Annotated in this window: 13 protein-coding genes; 8 read left to right on the forward strand and 5 right to left on the reverse strand. The window is 65.0% G+C overall.

Annotated elements, in window-relative coordinates; genetic code table 11:
- Positions 1 to 106 precede the first annotated feature (106 nt).
- Positions 107 to 1,459 carry an extracellular solute-binding protein gene (locus EN862_RS17585; protein WP_127865778.1) on the reverse strand — a complete coding sequence of 451 codons (1,353 nt, stop codon included), beginning with the start codon at positions 1,457 to 1,459 and terminating at the stop codon, positions 107 to 109.
- Between the two features lie 242 nt (positions 1,460 to 1,701).
- Here EN862_RS17585 and EN862_RS17590 point away from each other — a divergent pair, with 242 nt between their 5' ends.
- Together EN862_RS17590 and EN862_RS17595 are read left to right on the forward strand one after the other, a co-directional pair.
- Complete coding sequence (locus EN862_RS17590) at positions 1,702 to 2,742, forward strand: endonuclease/exonuclease/phosphatase family protein (RefSeq protein ID WP_127865777.1); 1,041 nt, start codon at positions 1,702 to 1,704, stop codon at positions 2,740 to 2,742.
- A gap of 180 nt (positions 2,743 to 2,922) precedes the next feature.
- On the forward strand, positions 2,923 to 5,400 hold the full coding sequence (locus EN862_RS17595; protein ID WP_127865776.1) for an EAL domain-containing protein: 2,478 nt from the start codon (positions 2,923 to 2,925) through the stop codon (positions 5,398 to 5,400).
- Between the two features lie 66 nt (positions 5,401 to 5,466).
- On the opposite strand, the gene EN862_RS17600 is transcribed toward EN862_RS17595, so the two are convergent.
- Positions 5,467 to 6,147, reverse strand: coding sequence for a TlpA disulfide reductase family protein (locus EN862_RS17600; RefSeq protein ID WP_127865775.1), 681 nt, complete (start codon positions 6,145 to 6,147; stop codon positions 5,467 to 5,469).
- Between the two features lie 33 nt (positions 6,148 to 6,180).
- On the opposite strand from EN862_RS17600, the gene argH reads away from it, so the two are divergent.
- The 5 genes from argH (at position 6,181) to EN862_RS17625 (ending at position 12,878) form a co-directional block, all read left to right on the forward strand.
- Positions 6,181 to 7,581: an argininosuccinate lyase gene (gene argH / locus EN862_RS17605; RefSeq protein WP_127865774.1), complete on the forward strand. Its 1,401-nt coding sequence runs from the start codon at positions 6,181 to 6,183 to the stop codon at positions 7,579 to 7,581.
- Between the two features lie 128 nt (positions 7,582 to 7,709).
- A complete protein-coding gene (locus tag EN862_RS17610) occupies positions 7,710 to 7,916 on the forward strand; it encodes a lipoprotein (RefSeq protein WP_095767477.1) in 207 nt (68 codons plus the stop codon).
- Positions 7,917 to 7,937: 21 nt separating this feature from the next.
- Complete coding sequence (gene lysA / locus EN862_RS17615) at positions 7,938 to 9,206, forward strand: diaminopimelate decarboxylase (protein WP_127865773.1); 1,269 nt, start codon at positions 7,938 to 7,940, stop codon at positions 9,204 to 9,206.
- Between the two features lie 30 nt (positions 9,207 to 9,236).
- Positions 9,237 to 10,178 (forward strand): threonine/serine dehydratase, encoded by a 942-nt coding sequence (locus EN862_RS17620; protein WP_127865772.1) that lies wholly within the window; start codon positions 9,237 to 9,239, stop codon positions 10,176 to 10,178.
- Between the two features lie 114 nt (positions 10,179 to 10,292).
- Entirely contained in the window at positions 10,293 to 12,878 is a 2,586-nt protein-coding gene (locus tag EN862_RS17625; protein ID WP_127865771.1) for a TIGR02302 family protein, read from the forward strand.
- 86 nt (positions 12,879 to 12,964) lie between these two features.
- Here the strand turns inward: EN862_RS17625 and EN862_RS17630 are convergent, their stop codons facing one another.
- Positions 12,965 to 13,843 (reverse strand): LysR substrate-binding domain-containing protein, encoded by an 879-nt coding sequence (locus tag EN862_RS17630; protein WP_127865770.1) that lies wholly within the window; start codon positions 13,841 to 13,843, stop codon positions 12,965 to 12,967.
- A gap of 210 nt (positions 13,844 to 14,053) precedes the next feature.
- Here EN862_RS17630 and EN862_RS17635 point away from each other — a divergent pair, with 210 nt between their 5' ends.
- Positions 14,054 to 15,007, forward strand: coding sequence for a DMT family transporter (locus tag EN862_RS17635; RefSeq protein ID WP_127865769.1), 954 nt, complete (start codon positions 14,054 to 14,056; stop codon positions 15,005 to 15,007).
- Here the strand turns inward: EN862_RS17635 and EN862_RS17640 are convergent.
- Together EN862_RS17640 and hpt are read right to left on the reverse strand one after the other, a co-directional pair.
- Positions 14,990 to 15,361: a response regulator gene (locus EN862_RS17640; protein ID WP_127865768.1), complete on the reverse strand. Its 372-nt coding sequence runs from the start codon at positions 15,359 to 15,361 to the stop codon at positions 14,990 to 14,992. The genes EN862_RS17635 and EN862_RS17640 overlap by 18 nt on opposite strands.
- 83 nt (positions 15,362 to 15,444) lie before the next feature.
- On the reverse strand, positions 15,445 to 15,987 hold the full coding sequence (gene hpt / locus EN862_RS17645) for a hypoxanthine phosphoribosyltransferase (protein WP_095816886.1): 543 nt from the start codon (positions 15,985 to 15,987) through the stop codon (positions 15,445 to 15,447).
- Positions 15,988 to 16,127 lie beyond the last annotated feature (140 nt).

A 16,127-nucleotide genomic window follows, 5' to 3' on the forward strand; every position in this document is an offset into this window, starting at 1 on the left:
CGATCCGCCGATGCAGTGGAACCCATCAGCCCGCCTTCGCGGGACAAACTAGATATGAAATGGCCGCCCGTCGAATCTCGACGGGCGGCCGTTGTGCTATCCGGGATCAGGGCAGGGTCTTACCCGGATAGGTCTGCTGGAAGCGCTCGAGGATGGCGTTGCCATTCTTGACCAGCGTGTCGAGGCCTTCCTGGACGCTGACCTTGTTGGCGAAGATCGCCTGCATCTGCGTGCCGAATTCGGCGCGGATCTGGGTGAAGTTGCCGAGGCGGATGCCGCGGGTGATCTCGGTCGGCTCCGACGCGGTCAGGCTGGCGATGGCCACCTCGCGGCCCTTATAGGGCGCCTTGTCGTAGAAGCCGTTGGATTTCATGAAATCGAAGCCCGACTTCGTCACCGGAATATAGCCGGTGTTGGTCGACCAGAACAAAGCGGTCTTGGGGTCGTGGATGAAGTTGAGGAAGGCGGCCGCGCCCTTGTATTCGGCGTCCGACTTGCCGGACAGCACCCACAGCGAGGCGCCGCCGACCAAAGAGTTCTTGCGCTCGGTGCCGGCATAGACCGGCAGCTCGGCGACATCCCAGTTCATGCCTTCCTTCTGGGTGCGGCCGACCGTGCCGTGGTCGCCGACCGAGGTCAGGATGAGCTGGCAGGTGCCGGTGGCGAAGGCCTGCACCATATCCTGGCCGAGATCCTTCGACTTGATCTTGATGAGACCGGCGTCATACCACTTCTTCAGGTCGGTGACGTACTGGACGAACTTGGTCTTGTTGACTTCCAGACGCGCGTCGAGGCCGTCATAGCCGTTGTTCTTGGTGGCGATCGGCTGGTTGTGCAGCGCCGAGAACTGCTCCATCAGCTGCCAGCTTTCATTGGCCGAGATGTTGATCGCCATCGGGCAATCATAGCCGGCGTCCTTCAGCGCCTTGAGATCGGCGCCGACATCTTCCCAGGTCTTCGGCGCCTCGGTCTTGCCGATCTTGGCGAAGGCGTCCTTGTTCCAGTACATAAGCGCCGTCGAGGAGTTGAACGGGAAGGACAGCATCTCGCCCTTCGACGTCGCGTAATAGCGGGCGATGCCGGGGAAATAGTCGCTGTAGTCGATCTTGTAGCCGTTCTCTTCCATCAGCTTGTCGGCGGGCTTATAGGCGCCCGACAGCATCATAGTGGCGGTGCCGACGTCATAGACCTGGACGACGGTGGGCTGCTTGCCGGCGCGGAAGGCGGCGATCGTGTTCTGCAGCGTGGCGTCGTAATTGCCCTGGCTGGTGCAAACGACCTCGTAGTCCTTCTGCGAAGCGTTGAAGTTCTTGCACAGCGTGTCGACGACGCGGGCGAGATCGCCCGACAGACCGAACCAGAAGTCGAATTTGACCGGCTCGGCAATAGCAGGAACCGCAAGCGCGGTGCTCAGCGCGCCGGCGGCAAGGGCAGCGAAGCCCCGCTTGATGATCGTCATGGTTTTCCCTCTTGAGTGGCAGTGTGACAAGGGTTTTGCGCAAGTCCTTGCCCGCTCTCATAGAGAAGGTATGTGACAGTTCTGTTGTGGGCCCGAAGCCTCTGTGGACAGCCAGTCTCTCCTCCCCTGGCAGCGGCAGCGCCGGCATGAAAACGTCACATCGGCGCTCTAGGAAGCTAGGGCGCCTAGAAGCGTCGAAAAGATCTAGACGTGATTAACCGGCTAACTGATTGAGAAGACACATGCTGGTCCCGCAGCTCACACACGTGCCGGTCCCCGTCCGCAACGCGATGCGGGATGGGCCGCGCGACAGCGCCACCCACCTGCGCCACGCCGCCGCCGTTCCCGCCCTCGGTGAGATCGAGATCGGCGGCAAGGCTTCGCGTGAAAGCGCCGGCGAGAGCCTGACCGTGATGGCCTGGAACGTCGAGCGGCTGCGCCACATCGATGCCATCGCCGCAACGATCGCCGGCCAGGCGCCCCATGTCGTGCTGCTGTCCGAGGTCGACAAGGGCATGGCGCGCTCCGGCAACGGCCATCTTTTGAGCCGGCTTGCCGATCGCCTAGGCCATTCTTACGCCTATGGCGTCGAGTTCCTCGAACTCGGCACCGGCAACGAGGCGGAGCAGGCGGCAAATGGCGGCGCCGAGAATGCGGAGGGCTTCCATGGCAATGCTATCACCAGCGCTGTTCCGCTGCTGCGGCCTTTTCTCCTTCGCTTCGACGCCGCCGGCGCATGGTTCCTGCCGGAGCACGGCCAGCCGCGTGTCGGCGGCCGCATGGCGCTCGGGGGCCAGGTGATGGCCGGCGACCGCCGTGTCACCGTCGTTTCGGTGCATCTCGAGAACCGCACCACGCCGGCAGGCCGCGCCGACCAGACCCGCCATCTGCTCGACGCCGTCGACAAATATGATGCGGAAGCGCCTGTCCTGATCGGCGGCGACTTCAACACGCTGACCGCCACATATCCGGAACGCAATGACGACCCGGTCGCCTGGCGGACACGCATTGCCGCCGAGCCGGACCGGCTGATGTATCCGGAGCGTCACGAGCCTTTGTTCTCGGTTTTTGCCGAGCGTGGCTACGACTGGAAGACAGCCAATGCGTTCGACAAGCCCACCCAGCGGCGCATGGCCGGCGACCTGACGCCTGCCGGCCACATCGACTGGTTTTTCACCCGCGGCCTTGTGGCAAGCGCGCCAGCGACGCTGCCGGCCGTGTTGCCGGACGGCAGCCCGAGCGCCGACCACGAGGCGCTGGTGGTCACGGTGCGGGTGAAGTGACGGCCCTCAGGATCGATAAGGCTCAACTCAATCCTGGAATCCGTTCCGGCGCATAACCTCCTCAGGAAGCACAACCTGGAAAGCACGCGGAGGTTGCGGGCGACATAATCGTTTCTTCAGGCGTCCGGCCCTAATCAATCCCGTTGCCTTGATTGATGCGGGTAGATCAGGTGAAACGAGATGTTGACCGTCTATAATTGTATCGTGAACGAGCACGATCTGAGACTGGTTGCGCTGGCCGCGCTCATTTGCGGAATTTCCTGTTTCTCCGCCGTCAACCTTCTGCGCCATGTCGTGCAATCGACCAACCGGAACCGTTACGCGTGGCTGCTGATTGCCGCCGCTTCGACCGGATTTGGCATCTGGGCGACGCATTTCATCGCCATGATCGCCTTCACGCCAGGAATACCCAACGCCTACAACGCGGAGCTTTCGGTCGCTTCGCTGGCGGTTTCCGTTCTTCTGACGGCCGCCGGGATGTGGATCGCGACCGTGCGCAGCGGCGTCGACCACTATCTCGTCGGCGGCGCCGTGCTCGGCATCGGCATCGCGGCGATGCACTATACCGGCATGGCGGCTTTCGAGGTCGAAGGCCGGATCGTCTGGAACCAGCTTTTCGTCGCCGCCTCATTGGCCTCGGGTATAATTCTTGCAGCGCTCTCGATGCTTGTCGTGCTTCGCCGGCCATCGACGCTGGCGACGGTCGCCGGCGCTGTCCTGCTGACGCTGGCGATCTGCACGCTGCATTTCATCGCCATGGCCGCCGTCTCGATCTATCCGGACTCCTCGATCGAGATCTCGAAATTCACGATCGCGCCGATGTCGCAGGCCTTCGCCGCCGCTACGGCAAGCCTGGTCATCCTTGTGCTGGCCGCCACTGCGCTGTGGATCGATCTGCGCTTCCGCCGGCACAAGATCGAGGCCGAGCGCATGCATGGCCTCGCCAACGCCGCCGTCGAGGGCCTTATCGTCTGCGACGGCAACCGCATCGTCAGCGCCAATGACAGTATCGCGGCGCTGAGCGGCATCGCCTCCGCCACGTTGAACACGATGACGCTGAGCGACCTGTTTGGCCAACGGATTGCCACCGCCGTCGCCCCCGGCAACGGACAGGCGCAGGAAGCCGACCTCCGCGGCCAGGGCGACAGCCCGATCCCGGTGGAGCTGATCGCCAGAAGCATCGATTATTGCGGCAAGCCGCATCTGGTCGTGGCCGTCCGCGATATCCGCGAGCGCAGGAAGGCCGAGCAGGAGATCATGCGGCTTGCGCATTACGACCCGCTCACCGGGCTTGCCAACCGGCGCTCCTTCACCAGCCGCCTGGAAGCCGAGATCGCCGCGTCGGCGCCAGACGGCAAAAGCGCCGGCAAGGGGGGTCAGCTGGCGCTCATGCTGCTGGACCTCGACAGGTTCAAGGAAGTGAACGATCTCTTCGGTCACGCCGCCGGCGACGCCGTGTTGCAGAAGGTGGCGCACTGCGCCTCCGGCGTGCTGCGCCACGGCCAGATGCTGGCCCGGCTCGGCGGCGACGAATTCGCCATCATCGCTCCCAACCTTCCTGACCCGCAGGCAGCCGGCCGCATTGCCGAAGCGGTGCTTTCGGCGCTGCGCCAGGAAAACCGGCTGTCGCCCGGGGGCATGGTATCGGCCAGCATCGGCATCGCGCTCTACCCGCTCGACGCCGACGAACAGGCGGCTCTGGTCAGCCATGCCGACACCGCGCTCTATCGCGCCAAGGCCGAAGGCAAGGATACGTTCCGCTATTTCGAAGCCTCGATGGGGGCAGAGGCGCGCGACCGGCGCATCCTGGAGCAGGATTTGCGCACGGCCGTGGCGCGCGGCGAATTCCGACTCGTCTACCAGCCGCAGAAGGAAATCAGCAGCGGCAGGATGATCGGCTTCGAAGCCTTGCTGCGCTGGCAGCATCCCGAACGCGGCGAGGTTCCGCCTTCGGTGTTCATCCCGGTGGCCGAGGACAGCGGTTCGATCGCCCAGATCGGCGAGTGGGTGCTGGCGACCGCCTGCAAGGAAGCCGCGACGTGGAAGAACCCGCTAACGGTCGCCGTCAACGTCTCGGCGGTGCAGCTCCACAATCCCGATTTCAGCCGCAAGGTGCACGAGGTGCTGCTGCGCACCGGCCTGGCGGCGGGCAGGCTTGAGCTCGAGATCACCGAGACGGCGCTGGTAAAGGACATGCCGCGGGCGCTGGCCACCTTGCGCCAGATCAAGGCGCTCGGCGTGCGCGTGGCGATGGACGATTTCGGCACCGGCTATTCGTCGCTGTCCAACCTGCGCGCCTTCCCCTTCGATAAGATCAAGATCGACGGGTCCTTCATCAAGTCGGTCGACAGGAACGATCAGGTCGCGACCATCGTGCGCGCCGTGCTCGGCCTGGGGCGCGGCCTCGGCCTGCCGGTTCTGGCCGAAGGCGTCGAGACGCTGGACGAGCTGCGCTTCCTCGACGCCGAGGATTGCGACATCGGCCAGGGATATTTTCTTGGCAGACCCGGCCCGATCGAGGCGTTCGGCGAGCTCACCGGCGTTTCGCTGGCCGATGACGGCGTCCAGCAAGACGATGAGGCAACGGCCAAGGTCGAAACTGTCCGCGGCGGCAGCATCCTGATGCTGCAGCCGGCCGCAGCCGCGCGTTCAGTCTAAGCAATTCCAGGAAAAGTGCGTAGCGGTTTCCGTCCGGAATTGCGTCAATACAAAAAGACTACACGATCACGGTGCGAGCGCCGCTTCCACCAGCCGCTTGGCGTCCGGGCTCGACCATTCGGCCGGGCCGTTCATATGGGCGATCAGGCAGCCGTCCGCGTCGATCAGCATGGTGACCGGAAGCCCGAGCGCCAGGCCGCGCGTCTTGGCTTCGTTGAACAGCGCAATCGTCGGATCCCGGTAGAAGCCGAGCGTCTCGACGCCGATCTCCTTGAGGAACTTCTTCGGCTTCGCATCGTCGCCCGTGTCGACATTGACCGCGACGACCTCGAAGGCGTTGCTGCCCTTCTCCTTCTGCAGCGCGTCGAGCGCCGGCATCTCGGCCCGGCACGGCGCGCACCATGTCGCCCACAGATTGAGGAGCACCGTCTTGCCGGCATGGTCGGCGATCGTCATCGGTTTGCCGTCTGGCCCGTTGAAGGCAAGCGCTTTCAGCGATTGCGGCGGATCGGCCGGCTGCAGCGCCGCGACCTGGCCGATGGCTTTCGCGGCGACCTGCTTGGCCCGTGCGGCCTTGGTCGCGCAGGCGGTATCGTCCTTGCCGGCGGCCGCGGCGACCTTCTCCGGAGCATTGTTGCCAGAACCGCTCTCGCTGACATATACCGCGACCGCGCCGGCCAGCACGCCCGCCACCAAGGCGGCGAGGATGAGGCGCGGGGCCGGGAAGAATCTACTGCCGTCTGCCATTTTCAAAACTGCTCCGGAGCACGGGTTATAGCGATGAGCGACAAGAAGGCCAGCAACCAGATGTGGGGCGGACGTTTTGCCTCGGGTCCGGCCGCGATCATGGAAGCGATCAACGCGTCGATCGGCTTCGACCGCAAGCTCTATGCGCAGGACATAAGCGGATCGATCGCCCATAGCGAGATGTTGGCTGAAACGGGCATTATTTCGGCGGCCGATCAAGAAAAAATCGCTCACGGGCTGAACACGATTCTGAAAGAGATCGAGGCCGGCACGTTCGAATTCTCGACCAGGCTCGAAGACATCCACATGAATGTCGAGGCCCGCCTTGCCGACCTGATCGGCCCTGCGGCCGGACGCCTGCACACCGCACGCTCGCGCAACGACCAGGTGGCGGTCGATCTGAGGCTCTGGGTCAAGCAGGAATGCCAGCGCGTCGCCGGGGCATTGAAGGACTTGATCGCCGCGTTCCTGGAACGCGCCGAGGAGCATGCGGCGACCGTCATGCCCGGCTTCACCCATATGCAGGCCGCGCAGCCGGTGACCTTCGGCCACCATTGCATGGCCTATGTCGAGATGTTCGGCCGCGACCTGTCGCGCGTCCACGACGCCATCGAGCGCATGGACGAAAGCCCGCTGGGAGCGGCGGCGCTGGCCGGCACCAGCTTTTCCATCGACCGCCACATGACGGCCAAGGCGCTCGGTTTCCGCGAACCAACGCGCAATTCGCTGGACAGCGTCTCGGACCGCGACTTCGCGCTCGAATTCCTGAGCCTCGCCGCGATCTGCGCGACGCATTTGTCCAGGCTCGCCGAGGAGATCATCATCTGGTCGACGCCGCAATTCGGCTTCATCCGCCTGTCGGATTCCTTCTCCACCGGCTCCTCGATCATGCCGCAGAAGAAGAACCCGGACGCCGCCGAACTGGTGCGCGGCAAGACCGGCCGCGTCAACGGCCATCTCGTCGGGCTGCTGACCGTGATGAAGGGCATGCCGCTGACCTACGGCAAGGACATGCAGGAAGACAAGGAAGCGGTCTTCGACGCCGCCGAGACGCTCGACCTGATGCTGGCGGCGACCGTCGGCATGGTGCGCGACATGACCGTCAACGCCGCCGCCATGAAGAAGGCCGCCGGCGCCGGTCACGCCACCGCGACCGACCTTGCCGACTGGCTGGTGCGCAATCTGGGCCTGCCTTTCCGCGAGGCGCATCATGTCACCGGCCGCGCCGTGGCGCTGGCCGAGGAGAAGAAGGTCTCGCTGGAGAAGCTATCGCTGGAGGACCTGCGCTCCATCCATCCCGGCATCACCGACGATATCTTCTCGGTGCTTGCCGTGCAGAATTCGGTGAAGAGCCGCACCAGCTTCGGCGGCACGGCGCCGTCGGAAGTGCGGAAGCAGATCCGCTACTGGAAAAAGCGGCTTTCCAAGGCTTGATGCCTGTCGCCCGGACATGTGCGGCGGTTCCGGGACAACGACATGCATCAAAAAATTGCCCGGATGCAAAGCGCCGAAAACTCGGCTAAAAGCGGCGGCACAGGAAACAGCTTCGAACGGATGGATCGATGACCCGTAGCAGGATTTTGGTGACGCTGGCACTGCTGGCGGCGGTTGTCACCGTCACGGCCTGCGGCAGGAAGACCGGGCTCGACACGCCTTATGAGGCGGCGGAGCAGGCGCGCAAGGATGCAGAACGCGCCAAGCAGCCGGTGCCGCCCGAGCCGGAAAAACCGGTCAAGGACAGGAAGTTCATCCTCGATCCATTGCTCTGATCTTTTCCGGAACCAATACCAGTGAACCATTTCGATTACCGCGACGGCGTGCTCCATGCCGAGGATGTCGCCATCCCCGAAATAGCGGCCGAGGTCGGCACGCCCTTCTACTGCTATTCGACGGCGACGCTGACCCGGCATTTCCGCGTCTTCAGAGAGGCCTTCGCCGGCCTCGACGCGCTGGTCTGCTACGCCATGAAGGCGAACTCCAACCAGGCCGTGCTGAGGACGCTGGCAAGACAAGGCGCGGGCGCCGACGTCGTCTCGGAAGGCGAATTGCGCCGCGCCTTGGCCGCCGGCATTCCGGCCAGCAAGATCCTGTTTTCCGGCGTCGGCAAGACCGCGCGCGAGATCGACTTCGCGCTCAACGCCGGCATCCTTTGCTTCAACGTAGAATCCGAGCCTGAACTTGAACTTCTGTCGGCGCGCGCCGTGGCGCTCGGCAAGGTGGCGCCGGTCTCGCTGCGCATCAATCCGGATGTCGACGCGAAGACGCACAAGAAGATCTCGACCGGCAAGGCCGAGAACAAGTTCGGCATCCCGTGGCAGCGCGCGCGACAGGTCTACACCCGCGCGGCCGAATTGCCCGGCATCAAGGTGACCGGCATCGACACCCATATCGGCAGCCAGATCACCGAATTGCAACCCTTCGACGACGCCTTCGCGCTGCTTGTCGAGCTGGTCGGCGTGCTGCGCGCCGACGGGCATTCGATCGAGCATGTCGATCTCGGCGGCGGCCTCGGCATTCCCTACCGTGTCGACAACAGCCCGCCGCCTTTGCCCGACGCCTATGCCGAGATCGTCAGGAAGCATGTCACTAGGCTTGGCCTCAAGGTGATGTTCGAGCCAGGCCGCCTGATCGTCGGCAATGCCGGCATCCTGGTGTCCGAGGTTATCTATGTGAAGGAAGGCGACGCCAAGAACTTCCTCGTCGTCGACGCCGCCATGAACGACCTGATCCGGCCGACGCTCTATGACGCCTTCCACGACATCAGGCCGGTGGTACAGCCGCCCGCCTCGACGCCGCGCATCAAGGTCGACGTCGTCGGCCCGGTCTGCGAAACCGGCGATTTCATCGGCCTCGACCGCGACCTGCCGAGGCTGAAGGCCGGCGACCTGATCGCCGTTTCCACCGCCGGCGCCTATGGTGCGGTCCAGGCCGGCACCTACAACACCAGGCTTCTGGTGCCGGAAGTGCTGGTCGACGGCGACCGCTTCCATGTCGTGCGGCCGCGCCAGACCTATGACGACCTGATCGGGCTGGATTCGGTCCCCGACTGGCTGAAATAGCAGAACGGCGACGCCTCAAGGAGCAAGCCTATGCTGGAAAACAAGACGATCACGCGCGAGCGCATCGCCGCCGTGGAGCCGCGCATCCGCCCCTATGTCCGCCACACGCCGGTCATGCGCGTCGACATGGCGGATTTCGGCCTCCCCGCCTTTCCGGTTGATCTGAAGCTCGAATGCCTGCAGCATTCAGGCTCCTTCAAGGCGCGCGGCGCCTTCACCAACCTGCTGACGCGGCCGGTGCCGGAAGCTGGCGTCGTCGCGGCGTCGGGCGGCAACCACGGCGCGGCGGTCGCATATGCCGCCATGAAGCTCGGCCACAAGGCGTCGATTTTCGTGCCGGAGGTCAGCCCGCCGGCCAAACTCGCGCGCATTCGCGGCTATGGCGCGGATCTGGTCGTCGGCGGCGCCCGCTATGCCGAGGCGCTAGCCGCCAGCGAGGACTTCGCGGCCAGGACCGGCGCCCTGCAGATCCACGCCTTCAACCAAGAAGAAACGTTGCTCGGCCAGGGCACGCTGGGCCTGGAGATCGAGGCCGATCTGCCCGAAATCGACACGCTGCTGGTTGCCGTCGGCGGCGGCGGCCTGATCGGCGGCATCGCCGCCTGGTTCGCTGGCCGCATCCGCATCGTCGCCATCGAGCCCGAGGGCGCGCCAACGCTTTACCGCGCCTTGGAGGCCGGAGAGCCGGTCGATGCGCCCGCCGAAGGCATCGCCGCCGATTCGCTGGCGCCGAAGCGCGTCGGCGCGATGATGTTCCCGATCGCCGAAGCCTTCGTCGCGCGCTCTATCCTGGTCAGCGACGACGACATCATAGCTGCGCAGAAGGCGCTGTGGGACCGCGTGCGAATCATCGCCGAGCCGGGCGGCGCCGCGGCCTTCGCCGCCATGCTTTCCGGGCGCTATGTGCCCTCGGAGGGCGAGCGCGTGGCGATTCTGGTCTGCGGTTCCAACACGAATCCCGCCAATTTCTGATCATAACCCGGCCAAACCGCTTCACGTTTTTGGAACCCGCCTCGCCTTTGCCGTGTTTGCTGGTATCCTTCTCGCGATGACGTCCGGGCTGTTGTGCCCGGGCAGGAAGGGCCGATGACGGAACGACCCATTTCCAGCGGCGAACGCGGCCTGGCCTTGCGCCTGGCGCTCAGCCGGTTGGCGACGCGGGCCTCGATGGTCTTCGAGCGCGGCTGGCCGCTCGTGCTGCCGCTGTTGATCATCATCAGCCTGTTTCTCAGCTTTTCGTGGTTCGGCCTGTTCCCGCGTCTGCCCGACGTGGCGCGCATCGGCCTCTTGATCCTGTTCGCCCTGTCCGGGGTCGCGGCGCTCTATCCGCTGCGTTTCTTCCGTGTGCCATCGGCCGCCGAGGTCGACAGGCGCATCGAGGCGGCGAACCGATTGCTGCACAGCCCGGTGCAGGTGCAGACCGACCGGCCGAGCGGCGCCGAGAGCATCTTCTCGCAGGCGTTGTGGCGCGAGCACCAGAAGCGGATGGCCGAGCGGCTGTCGAGCCTCGGCGCCGACCGGCCGCGCAGCCGCGTGCCGGACTACGACCGCTGGGGCCTGCGCGCCGTGGCGGGGCTGCTGTTCGTCACCGCTTTGGCCTTCTCCTTCGGACCTTTCGGCGGCAGGGTCAGCGACGGCTTCGTTGCCCGCGCCGCGCACGATACCGTGCCGCCGCGCATCGACGCCTGGGTGACGCCGCCCGCCTATACCGGCAAGGCGCCGCTGTTCCTGACCGCCGATGCCAACCAGGCGGTCCAGACCTTCTCGGTGCCGCAAGGCAGCGACGTTTCGCTGCGCGTCACCGGCGGTTCCGGCGAGGAGACGCTGAGCTACGCCGATCAAGGCGGCAATGCGCGCGCCATCGAGCCCGCGGCGCCCAAAGGCCCCGCGCCCGCCAGCCAGGCCGCGCCCAAAGTGCGCCAGTTCTCCGGCAAACTGGATTCGAACGGCACGCTGACGCTTAGATCCGCCGAAAGCGATCTCGGCCACTGGGCCTTTGCCGTCATTCCCGACAAGCCGCCGGCGATCCGCTTCGTCGGCGAGCCGAAGCGCGCCGTCAACGGCGCCATCGAGCTGAACTACGAGATCGATGACGATTACGGCGCCGCCTCCGCCAAGGCCGTTTTCGAGCTGTCGGACCCGCCGGCCGCCCATGCGCATCCGCTCTACGGCCCGCCGGACCTGCCGCTGACCCTGCCGCGCCGCGGCGGCAAGACGAACGCGGCCAAGACGACCAAGGACCTGACCGAGCATGTCTGGGCCGGCAGCGGCATCAAGTTGACGCTGAGCGTCACCGACGATGCCGGCCACACCGCGACCAGCGAAACCAAGACGCTTGTGATGCCCGAACGGCCCTTCGCCAACCCGTTGGCCCGCGCGGTGATCGAGCAGCGCCGGCTGCTGGCGCTCGACACCAACGCCAAGCCCCGCGTTCTGGATCTGATGGACGCGATCACGCTGCGGCCCGAGGACACGTTCGACAACATGTCGAATTATCTCGCCATCATGAGCGCCAGGAGCCGGCTGAAGCTCTCCGAGAGCGACGACCAGCTGCGCAACGTCGTAGCCTATCTTTGGGAGATCGCGCTCGGCATCGAGGAGGGCAATCTGTCGGCCGCCGAGCGGCGGCTGCGCCAGGCGCAGCAGGCGCTGCAGGACGCCATCAAGAACGGCGCCAGCGATCAGGAGATCGAGAAGGCGATGAAGGAACTGCGCGAGGCGATGAACCAGTTCCTGCAGGAATTCGCCCAGCGCGCGCAGCAGAATCCAAATGCGCCGCAGATGCAGCAGAACGGCCGCGAGCTGCGCCAGAGCGACATCGACCGCATGATGGACCAGATCGAGAACCTGGCCAAATCCGGCGATCGCGACAAGGCCCAGCAGCTTCTCTCCGAGCTGCAGGACATGATGAACAACCTGCAGGCCGGCCGCCAGCAGCAGGGCGCCGAGCAGGACAGCGAGCTGCGCCAGCAGATGGACAAGCTCGGCGACATCATGCGACGCCAGCAGGAGATGATGAACGACACCTTCCGCCTCGACCAGATGCAGCGCGGGCAGCGCGGCCAGGACGGCGATCAACAGATGGGCGAGGATGGCGAGCCGCAACAGGGCCAGGACGAGCAGCGGCCCGGCCCCGGCGAGGACCGCGATCCGCTGGGGCGGCCGAAAATGTCGCCGAAAGACCTCGCCGATGCGCTGAAGCAGCTGCAGGAAGGACAGGGCCAGCTGCAGAGCGAGCTAGACCAGTTGAAGAAGGGCCTGGAAGGCATGGGCATGGAGCCCAACGAGGGTTTTGGTGAGGCCGGCAAGTCGATGGGCGACGCCGAGCATTCGCTCGGCCAGGGCGATGGCGACCAGGCAGTCGGCCACCAGGGCCGCGCGCTGGAAGCGCTGCGCCGCGGCGCCAAGGACATGATGAAGCAGATGCAGGCCATGCAGGGCGACCAGGGGGGCAGCGAGCAGGGTGGGCGCCAGCAGGGTGCCGACCGCGATCCCCTCGGTCGGCCGCGCGCCACCAATGGCCCTGATGACGGCACCTCGGTCAAGGTTCCCGACGAGATCGACGTTCAGCGCGCCCGCCAGATCCTCGACGCGATCCGCAAGCGGCTCGGCAACGCGCTGAGCCCCGACATCGAGCGCAGCTATCTCGAACGGCTGCTGGAGCTGAAGTAGCTTCTGCCTCACAGCTCTTAGACTGGATGTGACGGCCCTTGCTCACTTTTGGGATTCTGGCGCGAAGGATCGCTATGCGCCGGTATTTATGCCGCAGGCGCGACCTGCCGGGTCAGCATGAAGGCCTCGCGGATGGCGTTTTCCATGCCGTCGATCGCTTCGCCGGTCGCGAGCGGATTGCGATGCAGGACGACGTTGGAGGAATCGATGTCGCCGAACCCGTCGGCGGCCGTCAGCTCGCGGCAATCGGGCGGGATGTTGCTGCGCGAGATCGGCGCGATCGCCAGACCGGAAGTCACCGCGAGCGTCAGGCCGCCATTGGTGTCGCTGGTGTAGGCGACGCGGTAATCGAGGCTGCGCTGCTGCAGCGACTTGATGGCGAAGTCGCGGCACCAGCCGTTGCGGCTGTAAAGCGCGATCGGCACCGGCCGTTCCTCATGCATGTGGTGCAGCGTCGAGGTCACCCAAACCGTCGGGTCGTGCATCAGCACCTCGCCGCCGGAAGAGCCCTCCCATTCGAACACCACCGCGAGATCGAGCTCGCCGGCCGCCAGCGCCCTCACCTGCGAATCCGAATGCGCGTAGCGCACCGTGACCTCGACGCGCGGATGGCGCTTGGCGAACTCGCCCAGCGCCCTCGACAGGATCGAGCGACCGTATTCGGCCGGGATGCCGATGCGCACCAGCCCTCCAAGCGGCGGCGCCACAAGCGAGGCCGCGGTCTCGTCGAGCAGCGAGACGATCCGGCGCGCGTTGGCGATTAGCTCGCCGCCGCGGCGCGTCAGTGCCACGCCGCGCGAGCCGCGCTCGAACAGGTTGTCGCCGACCATGTCCTCCAGCTTCTTCATCTGCATGGAGACGGCCGATTGCGTGCGCCCGGCCTTCTCCGCCGCGCGGGTGAAATTACCGGTTTCGGCCACCGCCACGAAGGTGCGCAGGAGGTCGCTGTCGAGGACTGGTTTCATCGAATTCGCCATAAGAAAATCTGATTGCTGGCATCATTCCAATTCGTTTGCAACATGTCAAACGGCGCAGGATAGTCACCATACCCATTGGATATGCGGTCGCGAAATCGGCCGCGGACCAATCGAAGAGTCCTCACTCGTACCCGCTGCCTGAAAACGGTAGCGGGTTCTTTTTGCTGGTAGATTGCGGCTCGCGGGGGGCCGAGACTGATGCAGAAACGGATGGTGCTAGGCATTCTGAGCCTCTGCCTGGGCGTGCTGGTCTTTTCGCTGCAGGATCCGCTGGTGAAGGCGGTGTCGGGCGGCTATCCGGTGACCGAGGTGATGGCGATCCGCGCCATCGTGGCGCTGCCGATCCTGATCGTCATCGTCCAGGCCGATGTCGGCCTGAAGGCGGTTCTGTCGAAGCGCTTCGGCATGCTGACGCTGCGCGCCTTCATCCAGTTCTCGTCCTACACTGTCTATTACCTAGCGATCGCAGCCTTGCCGCTGGCCGACGCGGTGGCGCTCTATTTCATGGCGCCGCTGTTCATAATGGCGATGGCCGGCCCCTATCTCGGCGAGCGCGTCTCCTGGAAAACGCTGGCGACGGTGCTGATCGGCCTTGTCGGCGTGCTGGTGATGGTGCGTCCCGGCGCCGGCGTGTTCGACTGGGCGGCGCTGCTGTCGCTGGGCTCGGCCTTCCTGTATGGCTTTTCGCAGTTGATGGCGCGGCGGATCGGCGACACCGAATCATCGACGGTGATGGCCTTCTACCAGAACGGCGCCTATCTCAGCGGCGCCATCACGGTCGCGACCATCTTCCACCTCGCCGGCATCACCCATGCGGCGCATCCGAGCGTCGATTTCCTGGTACGGCCATGGGTGTGGCCGACAATGCCGGATTTCCTGAAGATGGCTGCTTGCGGATTCGTCGCTTCCGCCGGCATGATCCTGCTGTCGCAGGCCTACCGGATGGCGCCGGCCAACCGCGTCGCGACGTTCGAATACACTGGCATCCTGTGGTCGCCGCTGTGGGGCTTCCTGTTCTTCGCCGAAGTGCCGCGCGAGACGACCGTGCTGGGCGCGGTGCTGATCATCGGCGCCGGCCTGCTTGCGCTCAACGGTGAACGGCGGCGAAGCGCCGCGCCGGCGACCGGTGCGGTCTCAAGCGAAGCAGCTTAATGCCTTGCCGACGCGGGCGCGGATCTCGGCCAGCGTGAACGGCTTCTGCACGACATCGAGGATGATGCCGTTCAGTTCCTCGGCGCGCTCGCGCTGGTCGGCATAGCCGGTCATCAGCATGATCTTCATCGTCGGGAACTCTCTTGCGGCGGCAGTCGCCATCTCGATGCCGTCCATCTCCGGCATGCGGATATCGGACACCACCAGATCGTAGCCCCCGTGGGCCTGCCGGATCGTATCCAGCCCCTGCGCGCCGTCGGTGGCGATGGTGACATGATGGCCGTCGCGCTCGAGCGCGCGGGCGGCGAGGGTGCGGACGGACTCATCGTCCTCGACGATCAGAAGCTTTGCCATGCCGAGATAGATGCCGCCGAAACGTTGACGTTTTCTGAAAATTCTAACGATCGGCGGCTTTTCGGGATGACTTCGTCGCCCCCTCAGGCGTCGCCCTTCACCACCCCGACAAACGGCAGCTCGCGGAACGCATGGGCGACGTCCATGCCATAGCCGACGACGAAATAGTCCGGGCAGTCGAAGCCGACATAGTCGGCATTGAGCGCGGTCTGGCGGCGCATGCGCTTGTCGAGCAGCACCGCGATGGCGCAGCTCTTGGCGCCGCGCGAAAGCATCAGGTCGCGGGTATAGGAAAGCGTCTTGCCGGATTCCAGTATGTCGTCGATCAGAAGCACGTCGCGGCCGGCAACCTCGTTGTCGATGTCGCGCAGCACCCTTACCTCGCCGCTCGTGGTGCCTGCGCCGTAGCTGGAGATGAAGATGAATTCGACTTCCGGCGACAGGCCGACATCATGCATGGCGCGGATGAGATCGGCGGCGAAGACGAACGAGCCCTTGAGGATCGAGATCACCAGCAGATCATGATAGTCGCGTCCGGCGATTTCCTTGGCGAGCTCGAGATTGCGGCGTGCGATCGCCGACGCCGAAAACAGGACCTCGATGTCCTTGCCACGCACAACTGGCATTCTTTTGTCCTTCAAAACCACCTAGGAAGCCGGGCGCTAGGTTTGTCGAGATTCAGGTCAGGCCGAGCCGAAAATGATGGCTTTCGAGAACCGGAGCGGAGCGTACATTCAGTACGTGAGCACTGGAAGCGCAGAAAGCC

The organism is Mesorhizobium sp. M2E.F.Ca.ET.219.01.1.1, assembly GCF_004016445.2.
Classification (GTDB): domain Bacteria; phylum Pseudomonadota; class Alphaproteobacteria; order Rhizobiales; family Rhizobiaceae; genus Mesorhizobium.